Consider the following 14876-nt stretch of genomic DNA (forward strand, 5'->3'; position numbering starts at 1 on the left):
CAAACCGTTAGGAGGGATTAATATGGCTGCGAAGACTCGCTGGAGGGGTTTTTTCCTCTACAGTTCTTATCTGGCGTTTTTAATCATGGTGGGGTCTGCGGTGGAAGCCGCCCTGCTGTCCGTAACAGCCGGCTTTGGCCTGGCGGTACTGCTGGGAGCGGGTATGGCCGTCTTCTGGCCCCGCTGGTAAAGGGGGAGGGGGATGGTGGCCGTAAGCCTTTTATTCCAATATATTCGCTCTCTGAGCAGGGGGACGGCTGTGGAGCGGGTTTCGCCGCAACGGACCGGGGGACGTTTTGGTGCCTGGGATCCCGAGGTGCCTTTGCGGGAACAGCGTTTTCTGGTATTGGACTGTGAGACCACCGGTCTGATGCACTGGAATGGGGACCGGATTATGTCCCTGGCCGCAGTGCGTTTGGAAAAAGGGGAAATAAACCCGGAATATTTCAACACCTTGGTTAATCCTCAGAGAGACGTACCTTCCCTGGCCGCCGATATCACGGGCCTCAGCGGTCCCATGCTGTTGGAGCAACCCCTGCTGCAGGAGGTTCTGCCGGAATTTCTTGATTTTGCCCAAGGGGGCATTATCACCGGCTTTAATGTGGGGTTTGATTTAGCCTTTCTTAATGCCGAACTACAGGATCATGGAAGAGAACCTTTTTGTGCGGCCCATAGTTTAGATGTCTTTGTCCTGGCCCGGCTGCTCTATCCCAACTGCCGGCAGCGCAGCCTGGAAGACTTGGCTCAGGACTATGGTGTTCCGGTGGAGGGACGCCATACCGCCCTTGGGGATGCGGTCATGGCTGCGCGATTGCTGCAGGCGATGCTGGCACATCTTGAGCAAAAGAGAGTTCATACCCTTCAGGATTTGGCCGATTTCTTATCTTACTGCAGGCTGTTTTAAAAATCGATTGTCCTTTGTCCAATAGGAAACAGACGGCATGCTCACCGGCATGCCGTCTGTTCAATGGTATCCGGGCTGCAGGCCGATGGTCTTACCGGGGCATATTAAAATATTTGCCGGTTTGTTTTTGCAGCCGAACAATCACCGAGAGGCCGCTGCGCAGAACATCCTGCTCCCGGCGGCTTAACTGGTGAGGTTTAATGGAATCATCGGGTTCCAGGCCGCAACGGAACTTGCGCAGATTTTCCCTTATGCGGAAGCTCATAATGGCTTCAAAGGCATCTTGAATATATTCGGACTCGTCCCGATCAATGGCTTTCAATGCAGCTAACTGCTGCAGCCTGCCCAGGGTGGAGGTTTCGGTAATACCATAATGAAGGGCAAAAATGCGCAGGCAGTTGACGATGTGCAGGGCGGCGGCTGTTTTCAAATTAATCTCATCCCGGTGAGGACCGGATTTCTCGGTGATAAAACGTTTGCCCAAGCCCAGGGGGGGATGGTGTTGAAGCTCATCTCCGGTTAACCTGTGGGAGGCCGGAGAGCCGGCTCCTAAAGACCGGAAGATTTGTTCCCACAAAGCCTGTGTCAGAAAAGAAGGGCCGTTCAGGGGACGAAAGTCAAGAAAGATGGTTAAGTCCCGTACTTCAGAAGAGCTCAGCCGCCCTCCCCAGTGGTCGATGGTTTTCTGCCAATCCGAAAGGGACCGGCACCACTTGGGATTGGCAGCCATAATCTTTCCCCTGCATTTGGTAAAGCCGCATTGGGCTAATCCTTCCACCACTTTTTCACCCAGGAGCAGGAAATATTCAGCGGCGGCAGCGGCTTTATCCCCCGGCGGGTCGGCATAAACCATGGCATTATCCTGATCGGTGCGCAGGGTTTGTTCCTTTCGTCCGGCACTGCCCAGGTCAAGCCAGTTATAAGGCACCGGGGGAGGGCCGTAACCCTCCCTTTCCATATCCTTTTCACAGAGCGTGATGATCTGCCGGGTTAGACGCCGGTGCATTTCAGACATGATTTCAAAAAGAACAGGGACCGGCGCTCTCTCTGCAATCAGGGCGCTAAGCAGCAGATCTACCTCCCGGCCGGCTTCCTGCAGCCCGGCCAGTGTGTCTTGAGATTCAATGGTGCGGGCTACCCAGAGAGTACCGGTACTGCGGGTTTTCACCAGGTCCATCAGGGTGACGATACCCACTAGTTTTCCCTCTTCCACCACGGTCAGGTGTTTTACTCCTTCCTTGATGACAGCCAGCAGGGCCTCATAAAGAAAGGCTGAAGGGGGGAGGGTGATCATTTTGGCTTCCATGACGGTTTCTGCAGTACAGCTTCCCATATCTCGGGGCACGGCAATTAATTTTTTCACCAGGCCTTTTTCCGTAATGGTTCCTACCGGCTCGTTGTGGTCGTTAACAACCATGACGGCGCTGATGTTCCGGCGAATCATGATGTTGGCCACTTGGCTTACCGGGTCTGTGGGGCGACAGGTAATGACAGGCCGGGACATGAATGTATCGATACGACGGTTCACCATAAACACCTCCCGGTGACCGGATAAAGTGAATTAATTTATGGTTTACATTAATTTATTCAATAGAACCACCATCATCATTCCCGTAATAACGGTAACAAAAATATTTTTGCTGTAGATACCGGCAATAAAACAGGGAATGGCAGCCAGCATATACGTGTTGGACAGATGCAGGTTGAGTTCTCCGTTTTTTATCAGGAGTTCGGGAGCCAGGAGGGCCGACAACACCGCCACCGGCACATAGCCCAGCCAGTCCAGGACTCCCTTGGAAATAGTCACTCTGGATAAAATGGCCAGGGGCAGCATTCTGGGAATATAGGTAACAATCATCATACCGATGATGACAGTGAGGACTTTTGCATCCATTTATCAATACACACTCCGATCGTGGCTGAGATGATGGTAGCCAGGATAATGTTCCAGTTCCCGGCCAGGTTGAGTTTAAAGCAAATGGACAATATCGAAGATACAAGGATAATGGCAACGGCCTTTTTATGCCGTACTTGAAGAATCAGCAGGGCAATGAACATGGCCGGCAGAGCAAAGTCCAGACCAAATTTTTGCGGCTCGGGGATGAAGTTTCCCAGTACCGCGCCCAGGACGGTGCTGGAAAGCCATGCCAGGTGGGCGGTTATAAAAAGACCGAAGAAATACCCCTGGCTTTTTTGTTTTTTTACCACCGTGCTGATGGAAACCGCATAGGTCTCATCAGTTACCCAGAACCCCAGCAGTGATAAAATCTTGGGGCTGATGTTCTTGACAAAGGGCGCCAGAGAGGCGGTCATTAACAGATGGCGGCAGTTAACCAAAAAGGTTGTCAAAAGAATGGCTCCAACGGACGCCTGGGCTGCCAGTAAACCTGCAGCGATAAATTGTGAGGAACCGGCATAGACCAGCAGTGACATCATAAAAATCTCGGCAATGCTCATTCCGGACTGGACTGCCAGCACGCCAAAGGCCATGCCGATGGGAAAATAGCCGAAAACCAGCGGTACAGCGGCCTGTACGCCTTCCTTAAATTCTAAGCGCAACAATTACGAACCTCCCTGCTTACTAGAGCTAAAAATATTGGCCTAATCATAGCAAAACCTTCAGGGAATTGTACATATCCAATCTTTTAAATTTTACCTGTCCAATTTCACTGTTCCGCCAGAAGGCCATATGCCGATTCGGTTGAATGTGCTAAAATATGCTTCGGGAGGTGTACCCTTTGCATCAATATGTTCGGGGTTTTTTATTTTTAGTGGGTGCCACCAGTTTGTGGGGTATTTCCGGAACAGTGGCGAAATATTTGTTCAATCAGCAGGTGGACCCCTTTCATCTGGTTACCGTCCGCTTGACTTTGTCCTTTCTGATTTTATTTGCTTATCTGGCCTTTGCTAAACCAGATCTGCTGCGGGTAAAGAAATCCGATTTACGCTACCTTACCATCCTGGGTCTGGGAATTGCCATGGTGCAGTTCAGTTATTTCTATACCATCAGCCAGACCAATGTGGCCACCGCTGTTTTTTTACAGTATTTAGCCCCCGGTATGATGGTTGCCTATGCCTTTGCCTTTCAAGGGGAAAGGGTGGGGGGAGCCAAGCTGGCCGCCTTGTTATTGACCCTGGGGGGTGGTTACCTGATTTTGGTAGGAGTTCCCGGCGGGGGATTTGCCGTCAACACCCGGGGATTCATCAGCGGCATCGTATCTGCCCTGTCCCTGGCTTTTTATACCATTTACGGCAAGATCGGTTTATCCGGTTTAAATCCCTGGACCCTGCTGGTTTATGGATTTGGTTTCGGGGCCCTGGGAGCGAACCTTTTAACGCCACCCTGGGTAACCCTGGTGGGGCACAGCGCCAACGAATGGGGATTCTTTCTTTATATTGCCGTTTTCGCCACGGTGATTCCCTTTGGCCTGTATTTCAAAGGGCTTAAAGATTTGAGCACCGTGATTACCGGCTTAACCAGCACGTTGGAACCGGTTGTGGCCGCGGCGGTGGCTTTTCTGGTGCTGGGAGAGAGGATGTATCCGCTGCAGTTGCTGGGATGCGGTATGATCTTGTCCGGCGTGGTTTTCATCCAGTGTTTACCCCGGGCCGGGGCGGTTAAAGTCACCAAAACACAAAAAAGTCCTATTTAAGTGGAGCCGGTTGGAGGAATATCCTGGTTGATCACGAATAAAAATAAAAACAGACGGTGCCATGGAGGCACTGAGAGATAAGTATTGCTTAGAGCAGGAAAGCCAAAAAGGTATGCATCCGGAAGGACCGGGGCTCCGTTGGCTTTTTATTTTTTAGGAGGCGATATGGATGCATATTCCAGATGGGTTTCTGGACACCAAGACTTGGGCTGCTGCTGCGGTTTTAAGTGCCGGGGCGTTAAGCTACAGTCTTAAAAAGACCCGGGAACAGCTTACCGACCGGCAGGTCCCGACCCTGGGCGTGATGGCGGCCTTTGTGTTTGCAGCCCAGATGATCAATTTCCCCATTGCCGGAGGCACCTCCGGACACCTTTTGGGAGCGGCCTTGGCCACAGCCCTGCTGGGACCCTTTAGTGCCAGCATTGTTCTAACCAGCGTATTGGCCATTCAGTGTTTTGTTTTTCTTGACGGAGGGCTGACCGTTCTGGGAGCCAACATCTTCAACATGGGCGTTGTGGGGGTTTGGACCTCGGTAGCCATTTATGGCCTTTTTAAAAAGTATACCAAGAGTCCGGCGGGCATTGCTGTTGTCGCCTTTTTAGCCTCATGGACTTCGGTCATGATGGCTGCTTTGGCGGTAGCCCTGGAACTGGCTGTTTCCGGAACGGTTCCCTTGTCGGTGGCCTTGCCGGCAATGCTGGGAGTCCATGCTCTGATTGGCATTGGAGAAGGTTTAATCACGGCTGTGGTGGTGCTGGTGGTTTTGAATGCGGGCTACTGTCCCAACGGATTGAAAAAGGGGGAAGCCTGTTATGAATAAAAAACTATGTTATGGTTTGCTAATATCTCTCCTGGTGGCGTCCTTTTTATCTCCCTGGGCTTCGCCGCATCCGGACGGTCTGGAGAAGGTTGCGGAGGAGCTTCATTTTCTGGTCAACGCGGAGGGCAAAGAGGTTCTCAACTCCCCCATACCGGATTATATCATGCCCGGCATTGGCGATGAGTCTGTAGCCACCGGGGCAGCCGGTATTGTGGGAACTCTGTTGACCTTTGGTCTGATTGTGGGTCTCCGGAGACTGCTGGTTAAAAAAGAGACCCATCCTGCCGCTGATGCCATGGGGAACCGCGAAGCGCATGAGGGGCGTTGAGGACAGCAGCGTGGGCCGATCCTGGGTCCGGCAGGTGGATCCCAGAGTCAAAGTGGTTTCCCTGATGATCTTTATTATCACGATAACCACGCTGCAGCATAAAACCATGTTAATGGCTGCGGGAATTTTTCTTCTGACCGCCGCCCTTTTGGCAGGCGTCCCTCTGAAGCGTATCCTCATGCGGCTGCTCTACCTGATTCCTTTCGGAGGGCTGGTCATCGTCACCCTGCCGCTGGTAATTCCCGGCGAGCCTTTGTTCAGTCTGGATTTGGGTTTTGTTCAACTGGTGGCTTCCAGGGAAGGCTGGGAAAGCGCCGTCCTTCCCTGCCTGCGCATGACCGCCGCTTTCTTGGGAATGATCTTTTTAACCGCCACCACCTCCATTGGCGACATTGGCAGCGCCTTTCGCCAATTGGGTGTACCGGCCTTCTTAATTATGATTATTGAATTTACTCTCCGGTATATTGCCGTGCTGCAGGAGGAGCTGGTCCAAATGCAGAGGGCGGCCAAGTCAAGGGGATTCCGGATGGGCAGAAATTTTTGGCACGGTCATACCATGAAAACCCTGGGCCGTTGCATTGCCATGCTTTTTTTACGGTCCCACGAAAGGGCTGAAAGGGTGTATTATGCCATGCTCTCCAGGGGGTACAGCGGCCAATGGAAGGGCTCCGGTCCTGTTGCTAAAATCCGCCTTTTGGACCTGGGCTGGGGAACGGCCATGATCGCGGTGGCCTGGACCATAAAATTTCTTGAACTGGGGGGAGCCCGATGGTTTGGGCATTTGAAGTAAAAGACCTTTCCTTTCAATATAAAGACGGTACCAAGGCTTTGGACAGGCTGACCCTCAATATTGAGCGGGGAAGCCGGGTGGCCCTGCTGGGACCCAATGGATCCGGCAAAACCACCCTGCTGCTGCACTTTAATGCCATTCATCCGGTGCAGCAGGGAACTCTTAAAGTATTAGGAGAAGTGGTCACCGCCAAAAACGAAAAATGGGTCAGGGATCAAGTGGGCCTGGTGTTTCAAGATCCCGATGATCAGCTCTTTTCCTCCAGTGTCTGGGAAGACGTGGCCTTCGGACCGGTTAACCAGGGACTGCAGGGGGAGACTTTAAAAGAAAGGGTCAGGGAGGCCCTGCGTTTTGTCAACATGGAAGCCTATGCCGCCAAAGTCCCCTACCATCTCAGCTATGGTCAAAAAAAGCGGGTGGCCATTGCCGGGGTGATAGCCATGAATCCCGAGATGATTGTGCTGGACGAACCCCTGGCCTTCCTGGATCCAGCGGGGAAAAGGGAACTGTTTTCCCTGCTGGATCGTTTAAAACGGGAGGGCAAGACCATTGTAATGGCCACTCACGATGTGGATATGGCCGTTCAGTGGGCCGATAAGGTACTGGTAATGAAAGACGGGAGGCTGGTGGCGGAAGGCAGTCCCAGACTGCTCACGGACCGGGAAATTGTGGAAAGCGCTCATTTAGAATTTCCTACAGTCAGCCGGATTTTTTTGCATTTTCCTTCCTTATGTGGAGAGACTGTTCCGGCCACCGTGCAGGAGGCGGTGGCGATGATAGAGGGGCTGCTTGCAAAAAATGAATCTAAATAAATGAACCAATAAATAAATGAAGGTTTAACAAGGCATATTAAAGGATGTAAAGGAATAAGACTTTATTGCAAAAGTTTGCTCTAGTCAGGGCTGAATGACCCTTGACAACGTAGGCACACTTTGGTAATATAAATCCTGCGAGTTTGAAAGCATTTAAAAGCATTGTGGTGGGTATAGCTCAGCCGGTTAGAGCGCCAGATTGTGGCTCTGGAGGCCGTGGGTTCGAGTCCCATTATCCACCCCATATTTTTATATCCGAAATTGTTGGGGCGTCGCCAAGCGGTAAGGCACCGGTCTTTGGAATCGGCATTCGTTGGTTCGAATCCAGCCGCCCCAGCCATTTTATTTTTTGACCCATTAGCTCAGTTGGTAGAGCACCTGACTTTTAATCAGGGTGTCCCGCGTTCGAGTCGCGGATGGGTCACCAATAATTTTAAGCGGATGTGGCGGAATTGGCAGACGCGCTAGACTTAGGATCTAGTACCGCAAGGTGTGGGGGTTCAAGTCCCTTCATCCGCACCACTTGAAATGACCTGAGTGTTCATAACGACAAGAACAAGCTGGCGTACGCCAGCTTGTTCTTGTTTGTAATGCGTAAAAAGAGTGGTAAAAATAAAAACAGCGAAACAAGTACTTACTATACGTCCGGCGGGCGCCTTTACGGCCCCGAAGCAAACCGTGCAAGCATTGAGAACGGTAAAGAAATCGTTCTTTACCGTTCCCTGTTTTCCGATAAAGGTGGCAATATCTACAACGCACAGGAATACGCAGAGCGCCCTGAGTTGTTGGAGGAGTTTCCTTACGCCCATATTATCAAATGCAAGTTTTATAATTGAACCTTTCTAGACGGGGAGAGTTCCCAGACCGAAATTCACGGATTTGATGCGATCTTCCACACCGACCCATTCTTAATGGAGTTGATCACATTTATATAAAAGCACCGGCGGGAGGTGCAGTTATACCCTTTTTACTGCCTTCAAATTCACATAGATGACAATCATGAATTATAGAGTTATTTAGTTTTCGTCTGCTTGCGGCTCTCCGAACAGAATTTTTATATAGTCGCGTCTGCCGTAAAGAACGCGAACGACATAGACGCTGTCGCCCTCGTACCGATAAAAAACGAGATAACTGCCGCTCACCAAGAAGCGGTAATTGTTCTGCACATCCATAACGGATGATAAGGGCGCTCCGCTGCCGGGAAAATCCGAAAGCCTGCGAATCGCTTTGGTTAATTTTGAAACCGTATTAAGGGCAGCTGCGGGATTCTCAAGCTCTACAGCAATATATTCCTTGATACCCCGCAAATCGCTTTGTGCTTGGGGAGATATGTGGAGTTTCATACTACACCCCCAAGTTTTTCTCGACTTCCTCTACGGCCAGCCAGCCTTTTTCACGGCCGGCCTTTTCACCCTCGGCAAGCTGTGACATGAGCTTGATGGTGGCCTGCATTTTCTCGTAGTCCGCAATATCAACAAGCGCGTAGCGTCCTCTGCCATTCTTGGTTAAAAAGACCGGCTCGCCCGCGGCAACATCCCTTAAAACCTCATTGTAATTTCGCAAATCGGAAACTGGCTTGATGTTTGGCATGCGATCACCTCTTTCTTTGTTGATATTATCATACTCAAATTATTCGTAAAATACAACAGCAAAAACAGCGGCGTTTAGTGGACACTGAAAAATATTCTTGGTCTAGACCGATGTTTATAAAAAAGCCCATAAACTGAAGAAAGCCGGGAATCATATTCCAGGGCTTTCTTCGGCATAACCCTACAGCTTTAAACAACTAACGAAAAAATAATAAACTAAAGATTAAAAAGACTGACCTGCTTAAATTGGGGACCTTGCTTGGGCGTACCGGCCTTCTCTGTGACAAGATTTTCTTCCGGCAAGTCGTCAATAAAGGGAGAAGGGGTGCGGGACGTCAGCAGGAGCAGTTCATCCCGGGCTCGGGTCAGACCTACATAGAAAAGCCGTCTTTCCTCCCCGGGATCAAGATCTTGCTTACTGTTCTTTAAAGGAATCAGCCCATCGTTTACGCCGCACAGAAACACCACAGGAAATTCAAGACCTTTGGCCCCGTGCAGGGTCATTAAAGAAACCGCATCGGAGGAATAAGCCTTGCCACCATTGCGGACAACATCACTTTCCTGCCCCAACACCAGGTTTTGCATAAAAGAAGGCATTTTATCATACAAAACCGCTGTTTGTAAAAGCAGCTCCATGGATTTTAGATCTGACAGGGCGTTGTCGTTGATCCAGGCGGCCATCAGTTTTCCGGGCTTTTCTTTATGCACCATGGGTTCATATTTCCTCAGCCTTTCAATTAAATTCCCGTGTTTATCCGGGATATTTGGCGGAGGAGCGATCCTTTCCAGGATTCCCACAAGGGAAGACACATTTTTCTCCAGAGCCGCGTACTCTTCCAGAACTTTTTGTCTCAGGTCTGCGGTATAGGTGCTTTCTGCTTGCAGGAATAGCCGCAGGGAAAGCATATCCCCCGGGTTAAGCAAAAAACTGAAAAAGGCAATGGCCTCGCGGACCGGCTGCTCCCCAAGGAACTCGTCCCGTCCCGCCACCACATATTGAATGCCTTCTTGAAGCAGGCACTGCTCCAGAATGCGCGCCTGACGGTTGGTACGGTAGAGTATCGCAATGTCGGAAAAGGCCCGGGGATGTTCCGGCACGGGTCTTTTTTTATTGGCTGCAGATCCTTTCAGGGTATCCAGCATATCAATGCCGCCAACCATGCGATTGATCTCCTTGGCCACAAACAAAGCCTCGGAAAATTCATTCTGAGCTTCGATCAGACGCACCGGGGCGCCCTTGGCTCTTTTGGCTTCCAGGCAACGTTCGGGGCCTAGGAAGGGTTCCCTGGAAATGACCGATGTGGCGCAATGGATAATTTCAGGAGTGGAACGGTAGTTCTGTACTAGCCGGACCTGACAGAGACCGGGAAAATCCTCTTTGAACTTTTCGAAATAACGGAAATCCGAACCCCTAAAGCCATAAATGGATTGGTCCGGGTCACCAATAATAAATATATTTTCGCTTTTCCTGCCCCAGGCTTTCAACAGGCGGTATTGGACCTCGTTGATATCCTGGAACTCATCCACCAGAAGATAGGAGAAAGGCTTCTCCAGACGCCGGTTCTTGCGCTCTTCCGGGCTGCCTTCAAAGAGCTTGAGTACTTCCAGGAGGAGATCGTCATAGTCCAGGACACCGTAACGCTGCAGTTGTGAGCGGTATAATTCGTGGACCTCCGCAGGAACATCCGATTTTTTCTTGTCTCCCGTCGCTGATGCGTCGTTTTTCAGCAGTGAGATCTGCTTCATGGCCTCCCGGGGAGAGATTTTTAATTGAAGGTCCTTTAAGATGTCCCCGACCATGGAAAGGGCATTCTGTTCATCAATAAGGACAATGTTCTTCCCATCCTTTCCTTTGGACAGGATTTGCAGGCACAAAGAATGAAAGGTGCCGATGGTCATTGCCCGGGCAGTTCGCTTATCCCCAAAATGTATCTCCAGGCGGAGGCGCATTTCCTTGGCGGCCTGATTGGTAAAGGTGACGGCGGTGATCCGGGAGGGATCTACACCGCAGTTTTCAACCATATGAGCAATACGGCCTACCAAGGTTTTGGTTTTTCCGGTTCCGGGACCGGCCATGACCGCAATGGCCGGGTGGGGGGATGAGACTGCTTCCCACTGCTCCGGGTTCAGCCCGTAAGGCCTGTCCGGAGAATCCGTTTTAATAGCAGCTTCACCACCCTCCGGGAGACAGGCATCCGGCGAAGTGGGTGCCGGAGGCAGCGCTTGGGCCGCCTTTTTTTCCTTAAGGGCGGAAGGTTGGTTTTCTGTAGTAGAAGAACTCAAAAAGCATAACTGGCCTGAAAGCAGGGTGATTTCGCTTTTGTCCATGACTTTAATTTTGCCGTATTCTCCGTCAAATCCCGGCTGTATGTCAATCTTACCGCATCTCAACCTGCGGACGCCTTCGGCGATATAGGGCCCTGCGGCCAATTCAATATCCTGCAGCGTGGCCTCGCGAAGGATAAAGAGCTCCGGTCCCAGGTTTCGGATCAGGTCCTGGTATTTTCCTTTTACCTTGACGCTGGCCGCAGAAAGACCCATGGAGGAAGCAATTACCTCATGAAGCGGCACCAGGCTTTCAAAATGTTTGGCCGCCGGGGGGATATACCCCTCTTTCCGGTCTGCCAGGGCTTCCAACCGGTGAAGCACGCCCACGGTAATTTTGCCGCCGCAAACCGGACATAAGCCTGCCGCAGCGATTGTGTCCGCCGGCTTCCAGCATACTTTGCACGCCCGGTGTCCGTCATAGTGGTATTTTCCTTCCTCCGGAAAAAACTCCAGGGTACCGTAGAACTCCTGGCTATGGCGGTTTTTTAAAGCCTGCAAGATGCCGGGATAGGAAGGCTCGGCAGCAAAAAGATTGGCTTCCCTGGCCAGGTTGGCCGGGGAATGGGCGTCGGAGTTGGAAATCAGCGTAAATTGATCCAATGCGGAAAGGCGCCAGTTCATGGGCGGGTCGGAGGAAAGGCCCGTCTCCAGCGCATAAATATAGGGGGTTAAATCTTCAAAGCACTCCTGGATATGGTCAAAGCCGGAATAGGCGCCATACAGAGAAAAATGCGGGGTCCAGATATGAGCGGGAATAAAGATGGCTTCCGGGCACTGCTCCAGCACGATTTCCAGCAGATCCCTGCTGTCCAGACCCAATATGGGCCTGCCGTCGGAATGCAGATTGCCGATAGCCTCCAGGCGGCGAGAGATGGATTCGGCATAGTCTAAGCCGGGCAGCAGGATCAGGTTATGTACCTTGCGAACCCTTCCGTTCTTCTTGTAGATGGAGCTGATTTCGCCGGAAACAATGAATTGAGGTTGGAAATCGGCTCCCGCCACCGGATCCTCCTGGCGAAAATTGTTTTTCAGGACATAAAGACCTTCTCCAGAAGGGATCAGCTTCTCCTTTAATTCTTCACGCCAGGCCGGATGGGTGAAATCCCCGGTTCCGATCACGTTGATCCCTTTGCGTCTGGCCCACATTTCCAGGATTTCGGGGACACAGTCCCTGCTGGTAGCCCTGGAGTATTTGGAATGGATATGGAAATCGGCAATAAACATTAATCATACACCTTTTCTTAAAATAATCAGTCATATTATACCATAAAATACAGATTGAGCCGGAAGATATCGCATACGGAGTAGTTTTTTGAAAATATAAATCTTATTGCCATTGAACTTTTATCTTGCGGCGTTTTCATTTTTAGGATAAATTGTGTCACATAGGGGAGAGGAGAACGGACGGTTAGAAATGTTAGAAGAGGTTAATTTAAATCAAAAAATGGATAAAGAGGATTTTAAAAAGCTTTTTTCTCCCCTGGAAATGAAACTGGCGGAACTGCAAAGGCGGATCCGGGAACTGAAGATTCCGGTGATGGTTGTTTTTGAAGGCTGGGATGCGGCCGGCAAGGGGACTTTAATCAACCAGATGATTCAGGCCCTGGATCCCCGGGGTTTTCACGTCTACTCCATCCAGGAACCTACGGAGGAAGAACGGCTTTATCCTTTTTTATGGCGGTTTTGGATTAAAACTCCGGCCCAGGGCAGGATTGCAGTATTTGATCGCAGTTGGTACCGCAGGACGTTAATTGATAGGGTGGAAAAGGTTGTTGCTAAGAAAGAATGGCAACAGTCCTATGAGGAAATCAATGTTTTTGAAAGACAGCTTACGGATAGCGGATGTTTAATCGTAAAGTTTTTCCTGCATATCAGCCAAAAGGAGCAAAAGGCCAGGCTGGAGGAATTGGCCGAGAACCCGGCCACCGCCTGGAGGGTGACGGAACGGGACTGGAAACACCACCGGCAGTATGGCCTGTACCAAAAGGCTGCCAATGAAATGCTGGAAAAAACCAATACCCGGCACGCTCCCTGGACGGTGGTGGAGGCCCATCATCAAAGATTCGCAACGATAAAAATATATTCCACCCTGGTTAAGGCCATAGAGGACGCCGTTCATTTGCGGCAATCCCTTTCCCGGGGTTCCGGGGAAATGACAAAAGGCGGGGAATCACTGCCAAAGGCAGCCAAGGCGGGTCTGCTGGAGGTGAATTTAAAGCTCTCCCTGGACCAGGAGACATACCGGGAACAATTAAAAAAATATCAAAAGAAAATCCGGGAAATAGAACATGCCCTCTATCTTAAAAGGCTCCCCCTGGTTATCTTATATGAAGGCTGGGATGCGGCGGGGAAAGGGGGAAACATCCGGCGGGTAACTGAAAAAATGGATCCCCGGGGTTACCGGGTGGTTCCGGTTGCCATACCCAATGATCTGGAGAAGGCACACCATTATCTCTGGCGATTTTGGAACTACCTGCCTAAGGCCGGTCATATAACCATTTTTGACCGGAGTTGGTACGGCCGGGTGTTGGTGGAAAGGGTGGAGAATTATTGTACCCGGTCGGAATGGCAAAGAGCCTACCGGGAAATCAACGAAATGGAAGAGTATCTGGTTGGCGCCGGGGTTCTGCTGGTCAAGTTCTGGCTGCACATAGAGCAAGAAGAGCAATTAAAACGCTTTATAGAAAGGCAGCAGCGTAAGCCGTGGAAAATCACCGAGGAGGACTGGCGAAACCGGGATAAATGGCCCCTTTATCTTGAAGCGGTGGAAGAGATGCTTCAACGGACCAGTACGTCTCATGCGCCCTGGACCCTTGTGGAAGCCAACTCCAAATATTATGCCAGGATAAAAACCATGAAAACCATCATTGAAGCGGTAGAAAAAAGATTGTAGACTATAAGGACTGCTTTTATATAGGAAGGAATCTTTATAAAAGAGGCTGAGAGTAAACATAACACTGTTTACTCTCAGCCTCTTTACAAAAGCAAGAAATTTTATCATCCTTAGGGGCAGCCGCAGCGATTGGGTTCTATTTCGGCGGCGGTAAAGGTAATGGGACCAATAATGGTAGCGGCGCTGCCTGTCAGGGGCAGTTCGGCAGTTAGGTAATAGGGAACAATATGTTGTCCCGGTGTCAGAACGGGAGTTAGATCCACGTGTATAAAACTGGTTGTTTGGTCTATGTCTAAAGCAGCGGCACTGTCTAAGGTGCTAAAAATTAAAGTGCCTGTAATGGGAGCGGTACGCCAGATTCTAAACATCACATCCACCCGGCCCACCGTAGCCGGGGTAACAGCCCTCCAACCCACCGTGCCGGTTAGCCATACCCGGTCATTGACACTATTCACCCGGATGGCGGATGTGTTGGCCAAGGCGGCCAGGGTGGTTGGTGTTGTGGCCAGAGGAATGGCGGTGGCGCCGTTAATATTGTTGGGTAGGACGGAAGCGCTGAATTCGGACAATAAACCTCGTTCAAACAAAGCGGAAGATTTGACTTTTTCCCTTCCCATATCGGACATGATAAAAGACTCCTTTCAAAATCAGTTACAGTCCATATTATGAAGAGGGAAGCGGAAAAGTTAAAAATAATACTTAAGATTTTGTTTTAAAGTATTTAAATCCCGTCCATAAAATAACGGCAACCACCAGAGT

The 14876-nt window shown here is 50.5% G+C and carries 16 protein-coding genes and 4 tRNA genes; 13 read left to right on the top strand and 7 right to left on the bottom strand.

All coding sequences use genetic code 11. The features are described from left to right. Positions 1-22: 22 nt before the first annotated feature. On the top strand, positions 23-190 hold the full coding sequence (locus tag DESRU_RS20725) for a hypothetical protein (protein ID WP_013841034.1): 168 nt from the start codon (positions 23-25) through the stop codon (positions 188-190). 12 nt (positions 191-202) lie between these two features. Next, positions 203-904: a 3'-5' exonuclease gene (locus DESRU_RS05025; RefSeq protein ID WP_013841035.1), complete on the top strand. Its 702-nt coding sequence runs from the start codon at positions 203-205 to the stop codon at positions 902-904. Positions 905-995: 91 nt separating this feature from the next. On the opposite strand, the gene DESRU_RS05030 is transcribed toward DESRU_RS05025, so the two are convergent. The 3 genes from DESRU_RS05030 to DESRU_RS05040 are packed head-to-tail and all read right to left on the bottom strand — an operon-like array spanning position 996 to position 3466. Further along, a complete protein-coding gene (locus tag DESRU_RS05030) occupies positions 996-2435 on the bottom strand; it encodes a DUF294 nucleotidyltransferase-like domain-containing protein (protein WP_013841036.1) in 1440 nt (479 codons plus the stop codon). A gap of 42 nt (positions 2436-2477) precedes the next feature. Next, complete coding sequence (locus DESRU_RS05035) at positions 2478-2798, bottom strand: AzlD domain-containing protein (RefSeq protein WP_041275307.1); 321 nt, start codon at positions 2796-2798, stop codon at positions 2478-2480. Next, positions 2762-3466, bottom strand: a complete 705-nt coding sequence (locus tag DESRU_RS05040; RefSeq protein WP_013841038.1) for an AzlC family ABC transporter permease — start codon at positions 3464-3466, stop codon at positions 2762-2764. Before DESRU_RS05040 ends, DESRU_RS05035 begins: the two co-directional genes overlap by 37 nt. Before the next feature lie 167 nt (positions 3467-3633). Here DESRU_RS05040 and DESRU_RS05045 point away from each other — a divergent pair, with 167 nt between their 5' ends. From DESRU_RS05045 to DESRU_RS05090, 10 genes are all read left to right on the top strand, one after another. Next, on the top strand, positions 3634-4557 hold the full coding sequence (locus DESRU_RS05045) for a DMT family transporter (RefSeq protein WP_420794910.1): 924 nt from the start codon (positions 3634-3636) through the stop codon (positions 4555-4557). A 169-nt stretch (positions 4558-4726) separates the two neighbouring features. Beyond that, on the top strand, positions 4727-5377 hold the full coding sequence (locus tag DESRU_RS05050; RefSeq protein ID WP_013841040.1) for an energy-coupling factor ABC transporter permease: 651 nt from the start codon (positions 4727-4729) through the stop codon (positions 5375-5377). Beyond that, a complete protein-coding gene (locus tag DESRU_RS05055; protein WP_013841041.1) occupies positions 5370-5705 on the top strand; it encodes a PDGLE domain-containing protein in 336 nt (111 codons plus the stop codon). The genes DESRU_RS05050 and DESRU_RS05055 overlap by 8 nt, the downstream gene beginning before the upstream one ends. After that, on the top strand, positions 5668-6495 hold the full coding sequence (cbiQ, locus tag DESRU_RS05060; protein WP_143758750.1) for a cobalt ECF transporter T component CbiQ: 828 nt from the start codon (positions 5668-5670) through the stop codon (positions 6493-6495). Before DESRU_RS05055 ends, cbiQ begins: the two co-directional genes overlap by 38 nt. After that, positions 6474-7307 (top strand): ATP-binding cassette domain-containing protein, encoded by an 834-nt coding sequence (locus tag DESRU_RS05065; protein WP_013841043.1) that lies wholly within the window; start codon positions 6474-6476, stop codon positions 7305-7307. Before cbiQ ends, DESRU_RS05065 begins: the two co-directional genes overlap by 22 nt. A 167-nt stretch (positions 7308-7474) precedes the next feature. Continuing rightward, positions 7475-7551 (top strand) — tRNA-His (locus DESRU_RS05070). A 21-nt stretch (positions 7552-7572) separates the two neighbouring features. Then, positions 7573-7647: transfer RNA gene (locus DESRU_RS05075), tRNA-Gln, on the top strand. A gap of 11 nt (positions 7648-7658) precedes the next feature. Further along, positions 7659-7734 (top strand) — tRNA-Lys (locus DESRU_RS05080). Between the two features lie 10 nt (positions 7735-7744). After that, positions 7745-7829: transfer RNA gene (locus DESRU_RS05085), tRNA-Leu, on the top strand. Positions 7830-7897: 68 nt separating this feature from the next. Next, positions 7898-8143 (top strand): hypothetical protein, encoded by a 246-nt coding sequence (locus tag DESRU_RS05090; protein WP_187290614.1) that lies wholly within the window; start codon positions 7898-7900, stop codon positions 8141-8143. Positions 8144-8323: 180 nt separating this feature from the next. Here DESRU_RS05090 and DESRU_RS05095 read toward each other — a convergent pair whose 3' ends face one another. The 3 genes from DESRU_RS05095 to DESRU_RS05105 all read right to left on the bottom strand — a co-directional run bounded on the left by DESRU_RS05095 (position 8324) and on the right by DESRU_RS05105 (position 12448). Next, a complete protein-coding gene (locus DESRU_RS05095; RefSeq protein WP_013841044.1) occupies positions 8324-8650 on the bottom strand; it encodes a type II toxin-antitoxin system RelE/ParE family toxin in 327 nt (108 codons plus the stop codon). 1 nt (position 8651) lies between these two features. Next, complete coding sequence (locus DESRU_RS05100; protein ID WP_013841045.1) at positions 8652-8897, bottom strand: type II toxin-antitoxin system prevent-host-death family antitoxin; 246 nt, start codon at positions 8895-8897, stop codon at positions 8652-8654. Between the two features lie 215 nt (positions 8898-9112). After that, positions 9113-12448 carry a UvrD-helicase domain-containing protein gene (locus DESRU_RS05105; protein ID WP_013841046.1) on the bottom strand — a complete coding sequence of 1112 codons (3336 nt, stop codon included), beginning with the start codon at positions 12446-12448 and terminating at the stop codon, positions 9113-9115. A gap of 190 nt (positions 12449-12638) precedes the next feature. Here DESRU_RS05105 and DESRU_RS05110 point away from each other — a divergent pair, with 190 nt between their 5' ends. Continuing rightward, positions 12639-14117, top strand: coding sequence for a hypothetical protein (locus DESRU_RS05110; protein WP_013841047.1), 1479 nt, complete (start codon positions 12639-12641; stop codon positions 14115-14117). A gap of 110 nt (positions 14118-14227) precedes the next feature. Here DESRU_RS05110 and DESRU_RS05115 read toward each other — a convergent pair whose 3' ends face one another. Next, positions 14228-14743, bottom strand: a complete 516-nt coding sequence (locus tag DESRU_RS05115) for a hypothetical protein (protein ID WP_013841048.1) — start codon at positions 14741-14743, stop codon at positions 14228-14230. Positions 14744-14876: the final 133 nt, after the last annotated feature.

Origin of the sequence: Desulforamulus ruminis DSM 2154 (assembly GCF_000215085.1) — a bacterium.
GTDB lineage: Bacteria > Bacillota > Desulfotomaculia > Desulfotomaculales > Desulfotomaculaceae > Desulfotomaculum > Desulfotomaculum ruminis.

Coding starts and splice junctions, on each gene's coding strand:
- DESRU_RS20725 (WP_013841034.1), top strand. CDS start 23: ATGGCTGCGAAGACTCGCTGGAGGGGTTTTTTCCTCTACAGTTCTTAT.
- DESRU_RS05025 (WP_013841035.1), top strand. CDS start 203: ATGGTGGCCGTAAGCCTTTTATTCCAATATATTCGCTCTCTGAGCAGG.
- DESRU_RS05030 (WP_013841036.1), bottom strand. CDS start 2,435: ATGGTGAACCGTCGTATCGATACATTCATGTCCCGGCCTGTCATTACC.
- DESRU_RS05035 (WP_041275307.1), bottom strand. CDS start 2,798: ATGGATGCAAAAGTCCTCACTGTCATCATCGGTATGATGATTGTTACC.
- DESRU_RS05050 (WP_013841040.1), top strand. CDS start 4,727: ATGCATATTCCAGATGGGTTTCTGGACACCAAGACTTGGGCTGCTGCT.
- DESRU_RS05055 (WP_013841041.1), top strand. CDS start 5,370: ATGAATAAAAAACTATGTTATGGTTTGCTAATATCTCTCCTGGTGGCG.
- cbiQ (WP_143758750.1), top strand. CDS start 5,668: ATGCCATGGGGAACCGCGAAGCGCATGAGGGGCGTTGAGGACAGCAGC.
- DESRU_RS05065 (WP_013841043.1), top strand. CDS start 6,474: ATGGTTTGGGCATTTGAAGTAAAAGACCTTTCCTTTCAATATAAAGAC.
- DESRU_RS05090 (WP_187290614.1), top strand. CDS start 7,898: ATGCGTAAAAAGAGTGGTAAAAATAAAAACAGCGAAACAAGTACTTAC.
- DESRU_RS05095 (WP_013841044.1), bottom strand. CDS start 8,650: ATGAAACTCCACATATCTCCCCAAGCACAAAGCGATTTGCGGGGTATC.
- DESRU_RS05100 (WP_013841045.1), bottom strand. CDS start 8,897: ATGCCAAACATCAAGCCAGTTTCCGATTTGCGAAATTACAATGAGGTT.
- DESRU_RS05105 (WP_013841046.1), bottom strand. CDS start 12,448: ATGTTTATTGCCGATTTCCATATCCATTCCAAATACTCCAGGGCTACC.
- DESRU_RS05110 (WP_013841047.1), top strand. CDS start 12,639: ATGTTAGAAGAGGTTAATTTAAATCAAAAAATGGATAAAGAGGATTTT.
- DESRU_RS05115 (WP_013841048.1), bottom strand. CDS start 14,743: ATGTCCGATATGGGAAGGGAAAAAGTCAAATCTTCCGCTTTGTTTGAA.